The following is a 19,404-nucleotide window of genomic DNA, read 5'->3' as shown; positions in this document are numbered from 1 at the left end:
CGGCCACCATCCCTTGTGATTGGTGGCCGCCGTTTCAGCCGACCGTGTACGTGAGGGTGACGCTGTTGTTGTTCTCGTTGTATTCGGTGAAGTTGACCGAGTCGGCGTAGATCGTCGTCGTGTAGGTGCCCGGCTTGACCGGCACCTGGAACGACCGGGTGAACTCGCCGCTCGTGAACGTCTGCACGTTGTTGGCGAGGCAGGCGAGCCCTCCGCGGTAGCCGCCGCAGCTGAACCCGACGACGCCGCTGCCGGACCCGCCGCGGACCGGGAACTCCTCCGGCGTGGACGGCTGCAGGACGACGTACACCTCCTGGATGGTGGGCCCCGGCCACTGCACCGGCGCGGTGAGCCCACCGGTCCGCCAGCCCGTGCTGGTCACCAGCACGGTGTAGCTGTGGACGCTGCCGGGCGTCAGGGGCCCCGGATCGGTCCACGCGTCGATGGTGATGTCCGCCCACACCTTGTAGCACCGGATCCCGGTACAGGGAGCGGCCGCCGCAGGCGCGGCGCCGGCAAACATGAGACTTGCACCGAGGCCACCGGCAAGCACGCGCAGCCAGGATCTGGGAACCATCACCTGACGCTAGAAGTCGCCCATCGCGGCTTCAACGTGGTGGCGCCAACCCGACACGACCCGGGCGGTAGATTGCCGCCGCTACCGGCGACGGTCGCTTCGGCTGCGAGAAGGCTGCGACCTGAGTGTTCGGCAACGAGTGGCTGGACTGCGGTAGATCCGCGCCGATGGAGCCTCGTCGCCGGGCGGAGTCTGGTGTGCGGGCGCCACCACTGCGAACTGGGCGTGCACGACCGCCGAGGCGACCACTGTACGACGGCACGCGTTACTCACCTTGACCGGGCGCCGGCAACGGGCGGGCGTCGGACAGGCTCGGCCAGTCGGCGTCAGGGTCGTCGCGCATGACGCCGATGAAGTTGCCCTCGGTGTCGGCGAGGCAGGCCAGCCAACCCGCGCCGATCAATGGCATGGGGGCCACGAGAATCTCGCCTCCGGCGGCGACGGCGGCCTGTGTCACGGCGTCGAGGTCGTCGACGTGGACGGCGGGGATGGTGATCCCCTCGTCCGCGGCGGCACGCACTCGCGGGTCATGACTGGGGGTGATGACCCAGCAGCGCTGGCCCTCACCGGTGGCCAGCGACCACCCGAAGACCTTGGTGTAAAACGTGGCCGCGCGCTGTGGGTCGGTCGCGTAGATGCGCAGGTACACCTGCTGGCCCACGCCAACCTCCTGCGCGCTTCCCCGCGACCTCTCCGCGGGTCCTGCCTACGGAACGCTTTATCAGTTGATAATGTCTGCAACTACTGAAGTATGCAACCGTACGCTCGGCGGACACGGATGGGCCGAGCGCAGCGTCAGGGCAACGGCGGGGTTCCACTCGACACCCGGACATACCGTCCGCCCGTTCGCCCGCCGACTTTCCAACTTTCACAAACTTGCAACTGCTAAACTGAACATGTTGCAGCACACGCAGGTGGGAAGGGTGGGTGGCCGCATGTCCGTGCCGTTGTACCAGGCAAAGGCCGAGCTCTTCCGCACGCTGGGTCATCCCGTGCGCATCCGGGTGCTGGAGCTTTTGCAGGACGGCCCGAAACCGGTACGGGACCTGCTGGCCGAGATCGACATCGAGGCGTCGGGCCTGTCTCAGCAGCTGGCGGTCCTCCGCAGAGCAGGCCTGGTGACATCCGCCCGAGACGGGTCGACAGTGGTGTACGCGTTGAGCACCCCAGACGTTGCCGACCTCCTGGCCGCCGGGCGACGGATCTTGGGCGTGGTGCTGACCGATCGGGAAGGGCTGCTGGTGCAGCTCCAGGCGGGGCAACACGGCCGATGACAGCGGCGCCCCTGCGCGCTGCCGGGCGGCGCCTCTCGGACCTGCTGCCCCAGCGATCGGACTGGGCGGCTGCGCGCCGCGCCCCGCGCCGGGACCTGGTCGCCGGACTGACCGTGGCCGTGGTGGCGCTGCCGCTCGCGCTCGCCTTCGGAGCGACCTCGGGACTGGGCGCTCAGGCGGGCCTGGTCACGGCGGTGGTCGCGGGCGCGGTCGCCGCGGTGTTCGGCGGCTCCAACCTGCAGGTGTCCGGCCCGACCGGCGCGATGACCGTGGTACTGGTACCGGTGGTGCAGCAGTTCGGCGCTCGTGGTGTCCTGATGGTCGGCGCGTTGGCCGGGCTCATCCTGATCGCGTTGGCGCTGGCCCGGCTCGGCCGCTACGTGCGATACCTACCCACCCCGGTCATCGAGGGGTTCACCGCCGGTATCGCGGTCGTCATCGCCCTGCAGCAGGTGCCGGCCGCGCTCGGCGTCACCGGCGCCGACGGCGACAAGGTCTGGGCAGTGGCCGCCGATGCGTTCGTCCGCTTCGTCCGTGATCCGCACCTGACACCCGTCTGTGTCGCCCTCGGGGTTGCGGCGATCATGCTGCTCGGCGCGCGGCTGCGGCCGGGTTTGCCGTTCTCCCTGCTCGCCGTCGCGGCGGCAACGATCACGGCGGAAGTCGTACCACTCGACCTGGCCCGTATCGGTGCGCTTCCGGGCAGCGTGCCCGCGCCGTCGCTGGGCTTCCTCGATCCCGGCGCGATCGGCACGCTGCTGCCCTCCGCGCTCGCTGTGGCTGCGCTCGCCGCGCTGGAGAGCCTGCTGTCGGCGACCGTCGCCGACGGGATGAGCGTCAACCAGCGGCACGACCCCGACCGGGAACTGTTCGGCCAGGGTCTGGCGAACCTCGCGTCACCGCTGTTCGGCGGGATCCCGGCCACCGCGGCGATCGCTCGCACGGCCGTCAACGTCCGCGCCGGCGCCGGGTCGAAGCTGGCGGCGTTGACCCATGCCGTCGCCCTGGCGGTGATCGTCCTGGCTGCTGCACCGCTGGTGTCCCGTATCCCGCTCGCGGCGCTCGCCGGGGTCCTGTTGGCGACCACCGTGCGGATGGTCGAGGCCGGCACGCTGCTCGCGTTGGCCCGGTCGACCCGTGGCGACGCCCTCGTGCTGGCCCTGACCTTCACCGTGACCGTCGTGTTCGACCTGGTCGCCGCCGTAGCTGTCGGCATCGGCGTGGCGGCGGTCCTGGCTTTACGCGCCGTCGCCCGCAGTGCCCGGCTCGAACAGGTACCGCTGGAGCCTGGCGACCACAGCGCCGAGGAGCACCGCCTGCTCGCCGAGCACATCGTGGCGTATCGTCTCGACGGCCCGCTGTTCTTCGCCGCCGCCCACCACTTCCTCATCGAACTGTCCGAGGTCACCGACGTCCGGGTGGTGATCCTGCGGATGTCCCGGGTCACCACCATCGACGCCACGGGCGCGCACGTGCTCGGTGACGCGATCACCCATCTGCGGCGCCGCGGCATCGTCGTTCTGCTGTCCGGTGTCGTCACCGGCCACGACCAGGTCCTCACCGCGCTCGGCGTGACCGACGAACTGCGCCGCGACGGCCTGATCTTTCCCGACACCACCGCCGCCATCGATCACGCCCGGACACACATCATCACCCGAGGTTCCCGACGTGGATGACACCGGCGCCCCCGACAGCAAGCGGCATTTCGATCCAGCCGGGTCCTCCTTCACACGGTCTTGGGGACCTTGCCGGTGCAGGACAGCACGCAGCGCATCACCTTGTGGCCGAGGTCGGCGGCGGGGTCGTACATCAGTGGGCAGCCGCCGTCGATCACCGTGATCCCGTGGCTGCGGCCATATTCGGTGGCCGGCGCGGACACGCTGCCGGCGGCCACGTTGGTGCGCATGTCGTCCTCCTCGGATGTGCTGTTCAGTAGGCGGTGACCCCGGCGTCGATGAACCGGTCGCGGACCCTCGCCACGAGTGCGGCGTCCGGCGGGGGCGTGTCGCGCAGCGCGAACGGGATGCCGAGCCGGTCGTACTTGGCGGCGCCGAGGCGGTGGAAGGGCAGGACGTCGACGCGTTCGACGTTGCCCAGGCCGGCGGCGAACCCGGCGATGCCGTCGATGTCGGCGAGGTCGTCGGTGAGGCCGGGGACGAGGACGTAGCGGACCCAGACGGGTGTGCCGCGGTCGGCGAGGCGATGCGCGAAGTCCAGGGTCGGGCCGAGCTCGGCGCCGGTGAGGTGGTGGTAGCGGGCCGGGTCCCACGACTTGATGTCGAGCAGGACGAGGTCGGTGACGTCGAGCAGGTCGTCGCCGGCGCGGGCGCCGAGTGCGCCGGACGTGTCCAGGGCTGTGTGCAGACCGAGTTCCTTGGCGCCGGTAAACAGCGCCCGGGTGAATTCGGGCTGCAGCAGTGGTTCGCCGCCGCTGACGGTCATGCCGCCGCCGGTGGTCCGCACGAACGTGACGAACGAGCGAACCTGGCCGATGACCTGTTCGGCGGTCGTCGCGGTGCCGTCGCGCATGTGCCACGTGTCGGGGTTCTGGCAGTACAGGCAGCGCAGCGGGCACCCGGCGAGGAAGGCCACGAAGCGGGTGCCCGGCCCGTCGACGCCGGTGGAGATGTCCCAGGAGTGCAGCCGCCCCCGGGCCGGACGCCACAGGGAGGGGGGTCCTGAGGTGGCGTCCGGCCGGACGGTCCCGTCACGGGGGGCAGCTGACGGGACGGCTGGGAGGCTCATGTCGAGCCGTGGAAGGTGCGGTTGACCACGTCGCGCTGCTGTTCGGGGGTGAGCCGGACGAAGTTGACGGCGTAGCCGGAGACGCGGACCGTCAGCTGCGGGTGGCGCTCCGGGTGTTCCATCGCGTCCAGCAGCGCCTCCCGGCTCAGGACGTTGACGTTGAGGTGGAAGCCGCCGGCCATGGTGTAGGCGTCGAGGATGCGGGCCAGGTTGGTGGCCCGTTCGTCGTCGGCGCGGCCCAGGCCGTCGGGGGTGACGGTGCTGGTGAGGGAGATCCCGTCGCGGGCCGCCGCGTAGGGCAGCTTCGCCACCGATAGGGCCGAGGCGACCATGCCGTGGGTGTCGCGGCCGTTCATCGGGTTGGCGCCGGGTGCGAACGGTTCGCCGGCCCGGCGGCCGTCCGGGGTGTTGCCGGTGTGCTTGCCGTACACGACGTTGGAGGTGATGGTCAGCACCGACTGGGTGTGGATCGCGTGGCGGTAGGTGGGGTTGGCGCGGACCTTGTCCATGAACGCCTCGACCAGCCAGACGGCGATGCTGTCAGCGCGGTCGTCGCCGTTGCCGTAGGCGGGGTACTCGCCGTTGACGACGTAGTCGACGATGAGGCCGGTGGCGTCGCGGATCGGTTCGACGTGGGCGTACCGGATCGCTGCGAGGCTGTCGGCGGCGACGGAGAGGCCCGCGATGCCGCAGGCGAGGAACCGGCGGACCGGGTAGTCGTGCAGCGCCATCTCGATGCGCTCGTAGGCGTACTTGTCGTGCATGTAATGGATGATGTTGAGCGCGTCGACGTAGGTGCGGGCGAGCCAGTCCAGCGTCGCGTCGAACGCGGCGAGGACCTCGTCGTAGCGCAGGACGTCACCGGCGACCGGCGGGGTCGCGGGCGCGACCTGCGCGCCGGACATCTCGTCGCGGCCGCCGTTGATGGCGTACAGCAGTGCCTTGGCGACGTTGACGCGGGCGCCGAAGAACTGCATGTCCTTGCCGACGCGCATCGCCGAGACGCAGCAGGCGATCGCGGTGTCGTCGTCGCTGTAGCGGCGCAGCAGGTCGTCGTTCTCGTACTGGATGGCGCTGGTGTCCATCGACACCTTCGCGCAGAAGCGCTTGAACGGCTCGGGCAGTGCCGGCGACCACAGCACCGTCAGGTTCGGCTCGGGTGCCGGGCCCAGGTTGTACAGCGTCTGCAGGTATCGCAGCGACGTCTTCGTGACGAGGGTTCGCCCGTCGGCGCCCATCCCGCCGATCGACTCGGTGACCCAGGTGGGGTCGCCGGAGAACAGCTGGTCGTATTCGGGGGTGCGCAGGAACCGGATGATGCGCAGCTTCATGACGAAGTCGTCGACGAGTTCCTGCGCGCCGGACTCGGTCAGGGTGCCGTCGGCGAGGTCGCGTTCGAGGTACACGTCCAGGAACGTGGAGGTCCGCCCGAGGGACATCGCCGCGCCGTTCTGCTCCTTGGTCGCGGCGAGGTAGGCGAAGTACAGCCACTGCACGGCCTCCCGCGCGGTGCGGGCCGGCCCGGAGATGTCGTAGCCGTAGCTGGCCGCCATCGTCTTGAGCTCCTCGAGGGCCCGCAACTGCTCGGCGAGTTCCTCGCGGTCGCGGATGACGTCCGCGGTCGCGGCCCGGTCGTCGAGCGACGCCTTGTCGACGCGCTTCGCGGCGATGAGGAAGTCGACGCCGTACAGCGGCACCCGGCGGTAGTCGCCGATGATCCGCCCGCGGCCGTACGCATCGGGCAGGCCGGTGATGACGCCGGCCTTGCGCGCGGCGAGGATCTGCGGCGTGTACGCGTCGAACACGGCGGCGTTGTGGGTCTTGCGGTACCGGGTGAAGATCTCCTTCACGACGGGGTCGAGCGCGTAGCCGTATGCCTTCAGGCCGTTCTCCACCATCCGCAGCCCGCCGAACGGCATGATCGCCCGGCGCAGCGGCGCGTCGGTCTGCAGGCCGACGATGAGCTCGCGGTCGCGGTCGATGTACCCGGGCGCGTGCGCGGTGATCGACGCCGGGGTGTGCGTGTCGACGTCGTAGATGCCGCGCTCACGTTCCTGCGGGAACATCGCGGTCAGCAGCCCCCACACGTGGGTGGTCCGCTGGGTCGGACCGGCAAGGAATCCCTCGTCGCCCTCGTACGGATGGACGTTGGCCCGCACGAAGCCGGCCACGTCGACCCGGTCGCGCCACGGGCCGCCCTGGAAGCCGCGCCAGGCGGCAAGCTCGGCCGGCGCGCTGATGGTGGTCATCGGTTCCTCCTCGATGGTTCCTGCTGCGCTTCAAGCCTTGCCCGGCACGGCCGGAGCTCGTTCCTGGTGCACCGGTCAGAACATGACCGGCGCCTGGTAGCCCTTCGGCTGCTCGCCGGTGTCGTTCACCTCGAACGACAGGTGGCTGACGACGTCGACGACCCCGTCGATGCGCTCGATCTGGCGGACCAGCGCCGGCACGAGCGTGCCGCGGTCCACCTCGCCCAGCAGGGTGACGACACCGTCGTCGACCTCGACCCGCAGCTGGGACAGCTCGACGCCGACCAGGCCGTCGACCGCCTCGTCGAGAATCTCCCGGCGGATCTCGTCGTCGGTGCGCAGGAACACCTTCAACAGATCCCTGCGGGTCACCATGCCGATCAGCCGTCCCATGTCGTCCACGACCGGCAGGCGCTTGAGCTCGTCGGTCTCCATGATCCGCGCGGCCGCGACCACGGACGTGGTGCTCATGACCGTGACGGCCGGGGCGTTCATGAGTTCGCCGGCCGCGGTCGCGTGCGCCTTACCGCGCGCCTGCCGGGTGTGCCGGTTCTCGAACACCCGGAGGTGGTCGTCGTCACCGGCGAACTCGATCTTCGGCACGAGGTCGGCCGACGACACGACGCCGACGACCCGGTCGAACCCGTCGACGACCGGCACCGCGTTGATCTCGTGCGCCTCCAGGAGGTCGACGATCTCTTTGAACGGCGTGTCCTCCTGCACCGATATCGCGCCGATCGTCATCACGTCGGCGACGTTCCAGCGGCCCATGGCCTGCCTCCTTCTTCACGTCCTACGACTCGTCGCTGTTTCGTGACCCGACCGTATGGCCACGCCGGACGCACGCAGCAGGGCACAAGGACACCTCCGCGGGTGACGTTCGACCGGCCCGCCGACGCGGGTCCATCGGCCCTGCCAGCGGCCGGGAACCGTGCCTAGCGTCGAGTCGGAGCCCTTGGAGGTGCACCGTGACGCTGACCGTGGCGGCCCGGATGACCGCGGGCGCGGTCACCATCGACGAGCGCGCCGGACTGCAACACCTGGTCGACCTCGTCGAGGGCAGCCGGGTGGCGGGCGTCTCTGTCGTCGACGACGTCGGCCGGCTGCTCGGCACGGTCGACACCGCCGATCACCCGGACCTGTTCGGTTCCGCCGGCGGCACACGGGTCGCAGGCACACGGCGGCACCGCCGTCGCAGGGCGCGGCAGCAGCAGGCCGTCGCCGGCGACCTCATGACCGCCGCCACCGCGGTGCGCGACACCTGGACCGTGGCGCGGGCGGCACAGACGCTCGCTGCCGCCGGTGTGGACGTCGCGGTCGTCGTCGACGACCTGGGCTGCGTACGGGGCACCATCACCACCCGCCAGTGCCAGCCGGTGCCGGCGGCTCGTACCGCGCCGAAGGAGGCCGGCCGTGACCAAGTACGTGTATGACTTCGCCGAGGGCAGCAAGGAGCTCAAGGACCTGCTCGGCGGCAAGGGCGGCAACCTCGCCGAGATGGCGAACCTCGGTTTGCCCGTACCGCCCGGTTTCACGGTCACCACCGACGCCTGCCGCGCGTACCTGCGCACCGGCGACGAGCCGTTCGGCCTCGCCGACGAGATCAGCCTGCACCTCGAGCGCCTCGAGCAGCAGGCCGGCCGCCGGCTCGGCGACACGGCCGACCCGCTGCTGGTCTCGGTGCGGTCGGGGGCGAAGTTCTCGATGCCGGGCATGATGGAGACCATCCTCAACGTCGGGCTGACCGACGCGACCGTCACCGGTCTCATCGAACAGACCGGCGGCGACGACCGCTTCGCCTGGGACTCCTACCGCCGGCTGATCCAGATGTTCGGCAAGACCGTCTGCGAAGTCCCCGGCGAACGCTTCGACCGGGCACTCGACGCGGCCAAGGCGGCCAGGGGCACCACCGACGACCTCGGACTGGACGCGGCGGACCTGCGCGCGCTCGTCGGAACCTATAAGGAGATCTTCACCGCGCACACCGGGCGGCCGTTCCCCCAGGACCCGCGCGAACAGCTCGACCAGTCGATCCGAGCGGTCTTCAGCTCCTGGAACGCCGAACGTGCCGTGCTGTACCGCCGGCAGGAGCCCCGTGCTGATCGCCCGCCCGGGCAGAGCGCTGCCCACCAGGACCGACGGCACGCAGAGGTCGTGACCTTCTGCCCTCCTGAGCCAACGTCTCTGTGCCTATGTTGGCAGTAGGCCGTTTGGACGCACGATGGAGAGGGATGAGTCCGGTGGTGGCAGTGATGCTCGTGGCCACGATCATCGCGACCGTCTATCTTGCGCTGATCGCCATGCACGTCCTGGCCATCCGGGCCGGTGAGCCGTCGGGCAAGCGGTACCACCCGCGCATCGCCAGATGGCTCGCCGCTGGTGATGAGCGTAGGCGTGGCCGCGCCGAGAGCGACGCGGCGCGACGGCTCCTGGCCGGCTCGCTGGATCGGGCCTCGTACCGGGCCGCGATGGCCGCGATGGCCGCGCAGGACGCGATCGAGCACCCGTTTGACATACCGAAGTCCAAGATGTGACGCCCGGCCGGGGCATTGCGACCGGCCCGCGCCGCGGTGAGGGGACCGACATGGCTGCCGCGACCAACCCCGATCACCGCCAACATCCGACAGCGCCAGCAGGACCTCAGATCAGTTGGAGTTCCTGACGGAGGACGATGATGTAGGTGCGGTCCAGCTCGGACACGGGACGCAGCCCGCTGCTGAATCGCGGGCGCCACACCGCATCAGCGCCGCCGCTCCGACCACCGTCGCCTATCGTTGCGATGGCCGGCCGAAGTCGACCCGCACCGTCTCGAAGCCCTTGAATCGCTGCGCGACCGCGAACGTCGTGTAGATGCGTCGGTCGGCCTCGGTCAGTTCGACGTCGTCGGTGAACGGGGTGAGCAGTGCCCGGGGCCACAGGCGGTGGTTCGCGATCATGTTGATCTCGGCGCAGAGCATCAGCACGAGCGCTTGCAGGTATATCCAGGCGAGTGCGGCGAGAACGAGTCCGAATGTGCCGTAGAGCGCGCTCGCGTGACTGAGCTGGGCGGCGATGTATCGAGCGCCTACGGTCTGCATTGCCATCCAGAAGGTCGCGGCGATCAACCCGCCGGCGATGACCTGGCGCACACGCAGCGTCGGGGCGGTCAGCAGCTGCATCGCCGCGGTGAACAGGCCGGCATTGATCACGAACGTCAACAGATAGCCGAGCAGCTGCAGTCCGGGCCCGGACCGGCCGGTGATCTCGTTGGCAAAGGCCAGGAACGTCGCGGCCGCCGCCGACAGCAGCACCGCGCTGCCGAGCATCAGCAGCAGCCCGAGGCTGCGCAGCCGGGACCGGATCGGGTTGGGCTGTTCGTTGCGTGGGATGCCGTAGATGTGATTGAACCCGGCCTGCGCGGCCTGCATCGCCCCCAGTCCGCCGTACAGTGCACCGAGGACGCTGAGGACCAGGCGCATGCCGCTGCCCTGCAACTCGCTGACGTTGCGCTGCAACTCTGGCCCGATGCCCGGCAGGTCCCCCACCGCTGTCTGCACCAGTTGCTGGTGCAGACCGGGGTTGGCCTCCAGGAAGAAGCCCAGGGCAGTGAGGAACAGCAGTGTCAGCGGGAACAGCGAGATGAAGCCGTAATAGGTCACCATCGCGGCAAGATATGGACCACGGTCGTCGAAGAACTTGTAGACCACCGCCAGCGGGAATCCCAGCCAGGTGTGTCGGCGCTGGTGACGATCCAACCACGCGAACACGGCGACCATCTACCCTGTCGCCCCAGCGTCACGCCCGGCTGAGGCCCAGGGCGGCATCAGCCGCGCGATCGCGCGTCAGCCCCGTTCGACGCCAGCACCGTGGCCTTGGCGCGGTCGTACTCCGGTCGACTCAAGACACCGCGCTGTTGCAGGTCGGCGAGCTTTGCGAGCTCGTCGGCCGTGCTCGGCGCTCCGGCAACGTCGCGGACGTAACTGCGGACTTGGGCCTCCTGGCGCTGTGCACGCACCGCCGCGCGTTCATTCATCGACTTGCCCCGCGCGATGAGGTAGACCAGGGCACCGAGCCACGGGAAGACGATGAGGAACACCGTCCACGCGGCCTTGCCCCAGCCGTTCACGGCCGGATCGCGGAAGAGGTCGTTCAGAATGCTGATCATCAGCCAGATCCACGCGAACACCAGCATGAACCACACCGTGGACAACACTATGTCACCGAACGACACAGCAATCACCTTCCTCCGGGCTGCACAAGCACTGCAACATCGGCGCCAGGGCATACCAGCTCGCCGGATCCTGACGGGATCAGTGTCGACCGCCGGTAGCCGAGAGTCATCCTTCCCGGAGGATGAAACGAGGCAAGCCCACTGCTCGACGCCACCTGCCGCCGTACCGTCGGACCTGTTCGCATGAGTCCGGGTGACGTTGGGTGCCCGAGCCTCGGTCGGCGAGAGTCGGACGGCGGGTGGAGCCGTGCCCGGCTCCGGGCGCGGTCGGATCCACCGTTGCGAGGTTCTGGCCGCCGACGGTGACGCTGCCGCCGACCGTGACGAGGGGCGGGACCGACCGATCAGGGCGTCATCCGCTCGGCGCACGCTCAAGACCGCCAGCCGGGCTGAGCAGGCCGACACCGCCGTCGTAGCGACGGTAGAGGAGACGACCGCGGCCGGTGTCCTGGTCGGTGAAGAACAGAAACGGCAACCAGAATTCCGCGAGGTGGCTGGCCGCTGATTCCGGCGTGAGGACCGGAATGCGCCGCGAGTTCACTGTCGGTACCGGTGTTCCGAAGGTCAAGGCCGGACGCATGCTGTGCTGCCGGGCGACCCGCAGCCCGGTCGGGCCGGCGCGGTACACCACTGCGTCCTCGCCGGTGTCCACGTCGGTGAGCAGGTGGACGTCGTAGTCCATCGCGGCGAGGGTCGAGGCGGCCTGGCAGGTCCTGCGCGGGCGCAGCGGCACCGTCTTGCGGCGGGTGATCTGATCCCGGCCCGGGATCGCCAGGGCCCGCCGCTCCGGGTCGGGCCACGGCCACGGCTCCCAGGCCGTCGACAGCCGCCTGACCTGACGGTCCAGCCGCACCGCTGCGGCCGAGAAGGCCGCGGCCGGGTTCGGGCCGACGACCTGGATCCGGGCCGGTGCCCCGCGCACGCGGAGGTTCACCTGCACCACGAGTGGACCGCCAGGATGGTGGCCACCGGTCAACCGCACCCGCGCGCCGCCGGCCAGATGATGACGGGCGACGACGGCCGCGACCATCGCCCGCGCGCACTGCCGTTCATCGTGGCCGATCGGGCCGCGGCTACGCACGTCCACGTCGCCCGCGGGCGCGATCCGCAACAGGTCGAGCTCCGGCACCGGTACACCTCCTGGGTCGGGACCCGGACAGTGTCACCAGCCGTCGTCGGACCGCACGGTGCCGAAGGTCCCGAAGCGGACAGGCCCCCGGGAGTGCTCCGGTCGCGCTACATCACCGATGGCCGGTCCTTTCGTGCTCCAGTCTGGCCTCCAGCCGGTCCTGCAGCAGGTCGACGGCCTCGTAGGGGGTGTTGGCGTTCGCCTCGGCGTGCAGGATCCGACCGTTGAGGTCGATCTCGGCACGAGCGGTCACCGGGCGGCTGGCGGCAGGGTTCGCGATCCGGTCGAGCCGCACCCTGGCGTAGAGCACCGGGCGTCCTGTGTGCCCGAGCACCGTGGTGATCTTCTCCTGGGCATACCGCAGCAACTGCGGCTCCATTCCCGTCTGCAGCTGGACCTGGACTTCGACCTCGTCGTGCGTGCGGGACATCATCTCGTCCTTCCCTCGTCCACGGGCGGAGAGCCAACCGCCTGAGGTCATTTGATCTCTTCGTGCCGGATCGCCTCCAGGGTCCGTTGTCCGGTACGGCGGGACCAAGGTCCCGGCCGCGGTCGTCGTCCGGCTCCGGTCTGGCTGATCGCCCAGCCCGCAGCATCTGGTCAGGCGGGACTCGCGGTGGTCCGCCTGACGGCCAGGACCTTCGGCTCTGGCCCCGCTGTACATTGCGGCGCATCCTGGCCGGGTAGTCGGCCTCACCTCCTGCGGCGACGGCGAGCACTGCGGCCGCGCCGAGCGCGGCCCGGTCGTCGAAGCCGGCTTCGGCGCAGGATGCCCGTGTCGGCGCGTTCGTCACCGCGCGGTCCGGCGCCGAACGCGCCGACACACCGGTATTCATCACCAGCCATTGACAGCCCGCCGGCACCCGTCGCGCTGCGGCAGCCACTCGAGAACCGAAGCAGCGGCAGGGACCGCATCTGAAGGAGCATCGATGCGAGACATCGACATCGTCGTCGGCACCGACGGCTCGGCCGCCGGCACGTCCGCGGTCCGCTGGGCGGCGACCCAGGCGGACCGGTGCGGGGCGCGACTGCGGATCGTCTGCGTCTACCACTGGCACCTGCTGGGTCCGGGCGTGCCAACCGTCCGGCTGGACGCACCCGCCCGCGAGCAGGCCGGTGCCGTGCTGGCCGTGGCGGTCGCCGATGCGCGCGGTGTGCAACCGGCCGTTGACGTCCGCGGTCGCATGGTCCTCGGCTTACCGACCGATGCGCTGCTCACCGAGGCGAAGACGGCGGCGCTGCTCGTCGTCGGTTCGCACGGCCGGGGAGCGCTCGCGTCCGCGCTGCTGGGTTCGGTCGGTCTGCAGATCGCCACCGAGTCCTCCTGCCCGGTCGTCGTCGTCCGGGGCCGCGCACACACCGCCATCGGCCCGGTGGTCGCCGCCATCGACGGCACACCGTCGAGCGACCGCGTGCTCACGACCGGATTCGAGGAGGCGTACCGCCGCGGGTGTGGGCTCGTCGCCGTACGGACCGTGCCGACGGACGCACTGCGGGCGCGCGCCGGGATCCCGGTGCCGGCCGGGCCCGCCGGTGCGCTGCGGGCCCTCGTCGCAGTCGACGTGACCGACGCCGTCGCCCGTGTGCAGGAGCGGTATCCGACGGTGCCGGTGGAGGTGGAGCTGGCCGGCGGCAACCCCGCGGACATCCTCGTGGCGGCGTCGCGCAGCGCACAACTGGTCGTGCTGGACGGTCACGGGCGCGGCAGTGCCATCGGGCCTGCGCTCGATCCGGTCACGCATCACCTGTTGCAACGGTCCGACTGCCCCGTTCTCGTGCTGCGTGGCGCCTGACGACTCCCGCCGACCCGTTGCCCGTCACGGGCGGGCCGAACGTCCCGCCGGTGACGAGCCTCCGACCCTGGCCGGCCAAAGGGCACCGCCGCACCCTGAACCTGGATGCCCCGAGGAGGATGTGATGGACGCACTGCGGATCGTCGTCGGATACGACGGATCGATCGAGGCCCGCGAGGCCGTCGACTGGGCCGCGGACGAGGCCGAGCGGACGAGGTCCCGGCTGCACGTCGTCTACGCCTACCAGCTCGCCTGGCCGGGCGCGGAGTACAGCGAACCGGTCGGGGACATGACCGCCGAAGCACAGGCACGCGGCGACAGTCTCGTCGCCGAGATCGTCGAGCGCGTCCGCCGCCGCGGCACCGCTATCACCGTCGTCGGCACCGCGGTCCACGAGGCGCCCGCATCGGCGCTGATCGGCCTCGGTGACGCGGGAGCTGACCTGCTCGTGGTCGGCAACCGCGGCGGCGGCGGGATCACCAACCTGCTCGTCGGCTCGGTCAGTCAGCAGGTCGCCACGCACGCCCACGCCCCGGTCGTCGTGGTGCGCGGACGCCACGACGCGACCGACGGCCCGGTCGTCGTCGGCGTCGACGGCTCCCCCAGTTCCGACGCCGCACTGGGTCTCGCGTTCGAGGCCGCGAGGCTGCGTGGCGCCCGTGTGGTGGCCGTCCGTGCCTACGTGCCGCCGGCAGTCACCGCGCTGCCCTACAGCGTGATCGAGGCCTCCGAGCGACAGATGCTGGACGCCTCGGTGACCGGGTGGAGGGAGAAGTACCCCTCCGTCACGCTCGAAACCCGGCTCGTGAACGGCCGGACCGCACAGGCCCTCGTCGGCCACTCCCACACCGCTCAGCTGGTCGTCGTGGGCAGCCGAGGACACGGCGGCTTCGCCGGTCTGCTCCTGGGCTCCGTCGGCCAGCAACTCATGCACCACGCCGAGTGTCCGGTGCTGATCGTCCACGCGCCGAGGTCCACCTGATCCCGGTACTGCGGCAGGACGCCGCCGTCCACAGCGCGGAACGGCGTACGGCAGATGACCAGCACGGCATCCGCGGGCACCGGCAGACCGTCTGCCACCAGGGATCCCCGAGAACCAGCGCGTGGGCCGCGAGGAGAGCTCCTTCGAGACACAGGTCAAGCGGGTCGGCTGGCTGATCGCCCGCGTGGCGGCCCGGTGGCCCCGGCCCCGGACGGCGCGGGGTCGTAAGTCCCGGCCCAGCAGGGTCGTTCGACGCTGGACGTGCCCACACCAGGGCGTGTTGGCTGGATGCAGGCACCATTGCACAGGCGGAGGTGAAGTCATGATCACCGCACACGACCTGCTCGTCGCGCATCCGTTCATGGACGGTGTGCCGGACCGGTTCCTGGATCGCATGGCGCATTACTCCCACCGCGTCACGTTCCATCCCGGCACCCGGATCTTCAGCGAGGGCGGCCGGGCTGAACGGTTCTGGCTCATCCGTGACGGGCTGGTCAGCCTCGACACGCGTCTGCCCGGCCGGGGCAACGTGGTTGTGGAGACCATCGGCCCCGGACAGGTGCTCGGCTGGTCTTGGTTGTTCCCGCCGTACCGCTGGCACTTCGGCGCCACGGCGGACACTGCCGTTCTCGCGATCAGCTTCGACGGTGCGGGCATCCGTTCGCTGTGCGCCGCGGAACCGGAGCTCGGCTACGAGCTGACCAGACGGCTCATCCAGGTGGTCGTCGAGCGCATGCAGGCGACCCGGATGCGGATGCTCGACCTGTACGGGGACACGGCCTGAACGCATGCCGGCAGCCGCAAGGTGCCCGGATGGGTGAGGCGGTCATGCGCCGGCGTGCTGCCCGACCGCGACGCCGCAGTTCTCGCAGCGTGGCTGCCTCGAGCGGGCCCGTGCGCAGTTGTGCGAGGGTCTGCCGCAACAGCCTCCCAACGTGCATCTGTGAGAGGCGGGCCTCGGCGGCGATGCGCGCCTGACTCACCTCGTCGGAGAACCGCATCATCAGCATGCGCCGCTGACGCGACGTCAGCTCCGCGACAAGCGACCTGAGCGTGGACGTGATCGGCGAGCTCGGCTGAGGTCGGTGTCCGGCCGTGGATCTGGGTGAGGTCGCTGACCGCGGCCGCATGGCGAGGAGCAACTCCCGGATGGTCGGCTGGCGGTAGGTTGTTTTCGATGACCCGCGCTCGCAGGAGGTCCCGGTCGGGATGACCGGCCGGCAGCAGGCTGCGCGCGCAACAGCCGTTCCGTTGCGGTCGGCGGGTTACCGACCCGTGTATCGGAAGTCCCGCCCCCGGCCGGCCCTGCCCGAGTCCGTTGAACGGCGTCACCGTGGTGGTGCAGCGACACGCGATGCGCGGCGAGGTGCACCGGCGCACTCGACCCGGGCACTCACTGGGAGGCCCGGGTCAGGGTGGTCAGGTGTGGAAGTGGGTCAGGCGTTGACGAGCTTCCTGTCAGTGGCGTCCGGGACGGCGAAGCCCTTGCTGCCGGGGGTCGCGGCGGCGTGGATGAGTCCGGCGGCGCCGAGCAGGAGCAGGAGACCGGCGGCGCCGTACGCGACGACGGCGGCCTGGCCGGCCTTCACGCCGAACTCGCTGAAACCGTACGAGGTGAGCAGCAGCCCGCGCAGCGTCTCGCCCTTGAACACGGTCTCCCGCGCGGTGGTGGCGTCGGCGAGCTGCTGCTGCAGGCCCGCCACCGCCGGGTCGTCCTTGGGCAGCGCGGCGATCTTCGCCTTCAGGTCCGTCTGCACGTCGCCGAGCTGCGCGTACGTCTTACCACCCGCGATCGACTTCAGATGCAGCCCGATGAACTCGTTGGCGTAGCACTCCGCCTGCTTGCCGGTCGTCAGCTGCTGCCCCGCGTACCGCACCAGGCACGCCGACTCCTTCTCCTCGGCGGTCATGGTGCCGGCGGTCTTGAACGTGATCTGCTGCTGGCCGAGCTGGTCCTTGACGTAGTCGTTGGCGAAGTTGGCGTTGCTGGTCAGCACGATGCCGGCGACCAGCAGCAGCCCGGCGAGGACGACCAGGCCGAAACCGACGAGGATGTCGAGCGTCTTGCGCTTCATGGCGTGCCCTCCGGGGCTTCTGGTGGTGTGACGTTGTGATGCCAACAGCGTCAGGCACCGGCACGGCCACGCCGCAGAGGACAATCACCCTTGTCGACGGGACCTCCGTCCCCTCCGTCACGGGACCTCCGGCGAGACGGTGCGGTGAAGACGAGGCGGCCGTCCCGGTGTGGCGGGTAGAAGGACCCTGTCGCGGCGGGCATCGAGCGACGAGCGTCTGCATTGCACCGACACCACTGCTGAAGGGACCGGGACCATGTTCGCCGCCGAGGCCAAGACCAGGGTCGAGATGCACGCCATCGAACACGCGACGCAACGGTTGATCCTGCGGTACACCGGGCGCCACGACGTCGACGTGGTCCGGCAGACCGTCGCCCAGGTGACCGACCTGTACGCGACCGCCGAGGTGTACGCGTTCGTCCCGGTACTCATCGAGCGGGACGCTCGTCACATCCTCGATGAACCGCAGGAGTAGGCCGGCACGGGTCAGCGAGCCGGCGGTCCACTGCGCCGGCCCGCCGGGTCAGCGCCGAAGGGCTGGGCATCCCAGCACGTTCGGCGCGCCCTCGCGGGCTGGTTCCGGAGAACACTGGACACATGATTCGGGGGTATCCGCTCGACGACCACGATGTCGTCCGGTTCGACCTCGTCGGCAGCCCAGCGGGCCACGTCTGAACTGGCGGGCGGTCCATCGACGCCCGCGATCACTGAGTGGCGATTGGCGATCATGACACCCTGCCGGTGCAGAGACGGGTCCTACCCGCACTGTCACGCGGCCGGTCGTTGAAGACCAGGGCCATGGCCTCTTACCGCTGATCCGATCGCAACAGGCACCGCTATGACCGCGCCCAGTTCGCCGTCCAGAACATCGAGAGCTTCCTGCTGGTGGCTCCGTCGAGACGTCGTGAACGTCACCGAGCACATCGAACCTTTTGCCTGGTAAGCGGCCGACGCGACAGTACCTTCGGCCCTGGCATTCGCCTCATGCCCGGCGCATTGTGACGCTGGAGGAGGTGAATTCGATGAAACTCTATCTACGTGGTCGCGTGACGACACTCCGCCACGCGCTGCGCCATACGGCAGCGGTTCCTGTCGCGGAGCGGCTGCTCGAGAAGCACAAGGACGAGCTGCCGCCGCGGCTGTACGTCAGCTGACCGCAGCCGGCTGACGGCCCGCTGCGGTGTCCGGGTGATCTCTCGGCCCAACCGGATCCACCCGATCCAGCGTTCGGCATCCTGACGGGTGTGGCGGCAACGCCCGTTAAGGCATGACCAGCCGAGCGCCTGGCCGGAACCGACGGTGTCCACCACGTCACCGCGACCGGCAATCCGGGCGGTCACGTCGACGTAACCCTCCCGCAGCAGGTCCCACGTGTCGGCCCGGCCGCCCTCACGGATGAGCGGTACGAGCCGTCGCCCGCCGCGTGAACCGGCGAGCCGTTCCACATACCTCGGCTGGGCACTGGCCGTAGTACCCGACGTCCGCCGGCCGGTACCAGGTTCGGGCAGTCGGTTCTCACGCCACAGAACAGGACTTCCGGCACTGGCCACTCGGCCGCCTCTCACGACACGGTGATGACAGCTGGTGTATCGGAGGTGAGCAACATGACGACAGGAATGATCGTCTTCGGCGTGGTCTTCGCCGTGTACGGCATGGCGGCCGTCCTGGCGCCGGCCGTGGGGCGACGGATGCGTCCGCAGGAAGCCGTTCCAATGAGCCGGAGGCTGGCCGGCCGCGAGAGCGACGCGGCACGGCGGTTGATGGACGGCAGCCTCGAACGGGCGGCCTACCACGCGAGCATGGCCGCGCTCGCGGCGCAGGACGCGGCCGAACATCCTCTGGACGTACCGAAACTGCGGCAGTGACGTCCGGGGCGATCAGGATCGGCGCCGCGCAGCGCTGTCTCGAGCCACCTGCCGGGCCCAATCGGCGTGCAACCCGATCCGGTCCTCGTTGATGCGCCAGCGCCACGGCTGGGTACCCAGAACGGACGGGGCGCTGAGCGCGGCGAACGTGGCCTGTGTCAGCGAACGGCTGATCGCGCCGGACCGCACCGCGGCACGGCCGTCGGCGTAGTGGATGGCCACCGTCGCGCGCTCCTCGAGTGTTCCGCATCGTCTGCTACCCGCCACGGTCCCCGGAAACCGGCGCTGCGGGCAGGGACGGAGGTCCTATTCAGCATGGCCGGCGGCACCGTCACGGCGGCCGGGCCCGGTAGCCCTGCCGTCAGGTGACATTTGGCCCATGCACGCGGGCAGCGCAAGGGTGATGGTGAGGCGGACGGGGCCGCTGCGGTCCCACGGCCCGGGGCACCAGGAGGACGCCATGACATACCGGATCGCCATCAACGGATTCGGCCGGATCGGCCGA

Annotated in this window: 22 protein-coding genes and 1 pseudogene; 10 read left to right on the top strand and 13 right to left on the bottom strand. The window is 70.1% G+C overall.

Features of this window, described 5'->3' with window-relative positions:
- Window positions 1-34: 34 nt before the first annotated feature.
- On the bottom strand, window positions 35-577 hold the full coding sequence (locus AB0K00_RS19420) for a hypothetical protein (RefSeq protein WP_363522529.1): 543 nt from the start codon (window positions 575-577) through the stop codon (window positions 35-37).
- A gap of 265 nt (window positions 578-842) precedes the next feature.
- The gene (locus tag AB0K00_RS19415) at window positions 843-1,238 is read right to left on the bottom strand and encodes a VOC family protein (RefSeq protein WP_363522528.1); all 396 of its coding nucleotides are present in this window, start codon (window positions 1,236-1,238) and stop codon (window positions 843-845) included.
- A 274-nt stretch (window positions 1,239-1,512) separates the two neighbouring features.
- Here AB0K00_RS19415 and AB0K00_RS19410 point away from each other — a divergent pair, with 274 nt between their 5' ends.
- Both AB0K00_RS19410 and AB0K00_RS19405 read left to right on the top strand, forming a co-directional pair.
- Window positions 1,513-1,851 (top strand): metalloregulator ArsR/SmtB family transcription factor, encoded by a 339-nt coding sequence (locus tag AB0K00_RS19410; protein WP_363522526.1) that lies wholly within the window; start codon window positions 1,513-1,515, stop codon window positions 1,849-1,851.
- Window positions 1,848-3,527 carry a SulP family inorganic anion transporter gene (locus AB0K00_RS19405; RefSeq protein WP_363522524.1) on the top strand — a complete coding sequence of 560 codons (1,680 nt, stop codon included), beginning with the start codon at window positions 1,848-1,850 and terminating at the stop codon, window positions 3,525-3,527. Before AB0K00_RS19410 ends, AB0K00_RS19405 begins: the two co-directional genes overlap by 4 nt.
- A 50-nt stretch (window positions 3,528-3,577) precedes the next feature.
- On the opposite strand, the gene AB0K00_RS19400 is transcribed toward AB0K00_RS19405, so the two are convergent.
- From AB0K00_RS19400 to AB0K00_RS19385, 4 genes are all read right to left on the bottom strand, one after another.
- The gene (locus AB0K00_RS19400) at window positions 3,578-3,757 is read right to left on the bottom strand and encodes a hypothetical protein (RefSeq protein ID WP_363522522.1); all 180 of its coding nucleotides are present in this window, start codon (window positions 3,755-3,757) and stop codon (window positions 3,578-3,580) included.
- Window positions 3,758-3,780: 23 nt separating this feature from the next.
- A complete protein-coding gene (pflA, locus tag AB0K00_RS19395; protein WP_363522520.1) occupies window positions 3,781-4,596 on the bottom strand; it encodes a pyruvate formate-lyase-activating protein in 816 nt (271 codons plus the stop codon).
- Entirely contained in the window at window positions 4,593-6,845 is a 2,253-nt protein-coding gene (gene pflB, locus AB0K00_RS19390; protein WP_363522518.1) for a formate C-acetyltransferase, read from the bottom strand. Before pflB ends, pflA begins: the two co-directional genes overlap by 4 nt.
- A gap of 75 nt (window positions 6,846-6,920) precedes the next feature.
- A complete protein-coding gene (locus AB0K00_RS19385) occupies window positions 6,921-7,616 on the bottom strand; it encodes a CBS domain-containing protein (protein ID WP_363522517.1) in 696 nt (231 codons plus the stop codon).
- A gap of 197 nt (window positions 7,617-7,813) precedes the next feature.
- Between AB0K00_RS19385 and AB0K00_RS19380 the strand changes: the two genes are divergently transcribed.
- The 3 genes and pseudogenes from AB0K00_RS19380 to AB0K00_RS19370 all read left to right on the top strand — a co-directional run bounded on the left by AB0K00_RS19380 (window position 7,814) and on the right by AB0K00_RS19370 (window position 9,379).
- Entirely contained in the window at window positions 7,814-8,278 is a 465-nt protein-coding gene (locus AB0K00_RS19380) for a hypothetical protein (RefSeq protein WP_363522515.1), read from the top strand.
- Window positions 8,259-8,936: pseudogene (locus AB0K00_RS19375) on the top strand (PEP/pyruvate-binding domain-containing protein); the annotation flags it as partial. The gene AB0K00_RS19380 and the pseudogene AB0K00_RS19375, both read left to right, overlap by 20 nt.
- 140 nt (window positions 8,937-9,076) lie before the next feature.
- Window positions 9,077-9,379 carry a hypothetical protein gene (locus tag AB0K00_RS19370; RefSeq protein WP_363522514.1) on the top strand — a complete coding sequence of 101 codons (303 nt, stop codon included), beginning with the start codon at window positions 9,077-9,079 and terminating at the stop codon, window positions 9,377-9,379.
- Between the two features lie 234 nt (window positions 9,380-9,613).
- On the opposite strand, the gene AB0K00_RS19365 is transcribed toward AB0K00_RS19370, so the two are convergent.
- The 4 genes from AB0K00_RS19365 to AB0K00_RS19350 all read right to left on the bottom strand — a co-directional run bounded on the left by AB0K00_RS19365 (window position 9,614) and on the right by AB0K00_RS19350 (window position 12,614).
- Entirely contained in the window at window positions 9,614-10,591 is a 978-nt protein-coding gene (locus AB0K00_RS19365) for a YihY/virulence factor BrkB family protein (protein ID WP_363522512.1), read from the bottom strand.
- A 56-nt stretch (window positions 10,592-10,647) separates the two neighbouring features.
- Window positions 10,648-11,055: an SHOCT domain-containing protein gene (locus AB0K00_RS19360; RefSeq protein ID WP_363522511.1), complete on the bottom strand. Its 408-nt coding sequence runs from the start codon at window positions 11,053-11,055 to the stop codon at window positions 10,648-10,650.
- 352 nt (window positions 11,056-11,407) lie between these two features.
- Window positions 11,408-12,184: a sigma 54 modulation/S30EA ribosomal C-terminal domain-containing protein gene (locus AB0K00_RS19355; RefSeq protein ID WP_363522509.1), complete on the bottom strand. Its 777-nt coding sequence runs from the start codon at window positions 12,182-12,184 to the stop codon at window positions 11,408-11,410.
- Between the two features lie 112 nt (window positions 12,185-12,296).
- A complete protein-coding gene (locus AB0K00_RS19350) occupies window positions 12,297-12,614 on the bottom strand; it encodes an HPF/RaiA family ribosome-associated protein (protein WP_363522507.1) in 318 nt (105 codons plus the stop codon).
- A 499-nt stretch (window positions 12,615-13,113) separates the two neighbouring features.
- Here AB0K00_RS19350 and AB0K00_RS19345 point away from each other — a divergent pair, with 499 nt between their 5' ends.
- The 3 genes from AB0K00_RS19345 to AB0K00_RS19335 all read left to right on the top strand — a co-directional run bounded on the left by AB0K00_RS19345 (window position 13,114) and on the right by AB0K00_RS19335 (window position 15,743).
- Window positions 13,114-13,977, top strand: a complete 864-nt coding sequence (locus AB0K00_RS19345) for a universal stress protein (RefSeq protein ID WP_363522506.1) — start codon at window positions 13,114-13,116, stop codon at window positions 13,975-13,977.
- Between the two features lie 124 nt (window positions 13,978-14,101).
- Window positions 14,102-14,959 (top strand): universal stress protein, encoded by an 858-nt coding sequence (locus AB0K00_RS19340; RefSeq protein WP_363522505.1) that lies wholly within the window; start codon window positions 14,102-14,104, stop codon window positions 14,957-14,959.
- A 322-nt stretch (window positions 14,960-15,281) separates the two neighbouring features.
- Window positions 15,282-15,743 (top strand): cyclic nucleotide-binding domain-containing protein, encoded by a 462-nt coding sequence (locus AB0K00_RS19335; protein ID WP_363522504.1) that lies wholly within the window; start codon window positions 15,282-15,284, stop codon window positions 15,741-15,743.
- Here the strand turns inward: AB0K00_RS19335 and AB0K00_RS19330 are convergent.
- Both AB0K00_RS19330 and AB0K00_RS19325 read right to left on the bottom strand, forming a co-directional pair.
- Window positions 15,670-16,089, bottom strand: coding sequence for a sigma factor-like helix-turn-helix DNA-binding protein (locus AB0K00_RS19330; protein WP_363522789.1), 420 nt, complete (start codon window positions 16,087-16,089; stop codon window positions 15,670-15,672). The two genes, AB0K00_RS19335 and AB0K00_RS19330, sit on opposite strands and share 74 nt — an antisense overlap.
- 306 nt (window positions 16,090-16,395) lie before the next feature.
- Window positions 16,396-17,034 (bottom strand): hypothetical protein, encoded by a 639-nt coding sequence (locus tag AB0K00_RS19325; protein WP_363522502.1) that lies wholly within the window; start codon window positions 17,032-17,034, stop codon window positions 16,396-16,398.
- 256 nt (window positions 17,035-17,290) lie between these two features.
- Between AB0K00_RS19325 and AB0K00_RS19320 the strand changes: the two genes are divergently transcribed.
- Window positions 17,291-17,509, top strand: a complete 219-nt coding sequence (locus AB0K00_RS19320) for a three-helix bundle dimerization domain-containing protein (protein WP_363522500.1) — start codon at window positions 17,291-17,293, stop codon at window positions 17,507-17,509.
- Window positions 17,510-18,629: 1,120 nt separating this feature from the next.
- On the top strand, window positions 18,630-18,899 hold the full coding sequence (locus AB0K00_RS19315; protein WP_363522498.1) for a hypothetical protein: 270 nt from the start codon (window positions 18,630-18,632) through the stop codon (window positions 18,897-18,899).
- A gap of 12 nt (window positions 18,900-18,911) precedes the next feature.
- Here the strand turns inward: AB0K00_RS19315 and AB0K00_RS19310 are convergent, their stop codons facing one another.
- On the bottom strand, window positions 18,912-19,121 hold the full coding sequence (locus AB0K00_RS19310) for a hypothetical protein (RefSeq protein WP_363522497.1): 210 nt from the start codon (window positions 19,119-19,121) through the stop codon (window positions 18,912-18,914).
- Between the last annotated feature and the right edge of the window lie 283 nt (window positions 19,122-19,404).

It is taken from the genome of Dactylosporangium sp. NPDC049525, from assembly GCF_040676755.1.
In the GTDB taxonomy this organism is placed as follows: Bacteria; Actinomycetota; Actinomycetes; order Mycobacteriales; family Micromonosporaceae; genus Dactylosporangium.
The sequence above is the reverse complement of the archived record's forward strand: the minus strand, read 5'-3'. Positions and strand labels throughout refer to the sequence as shown.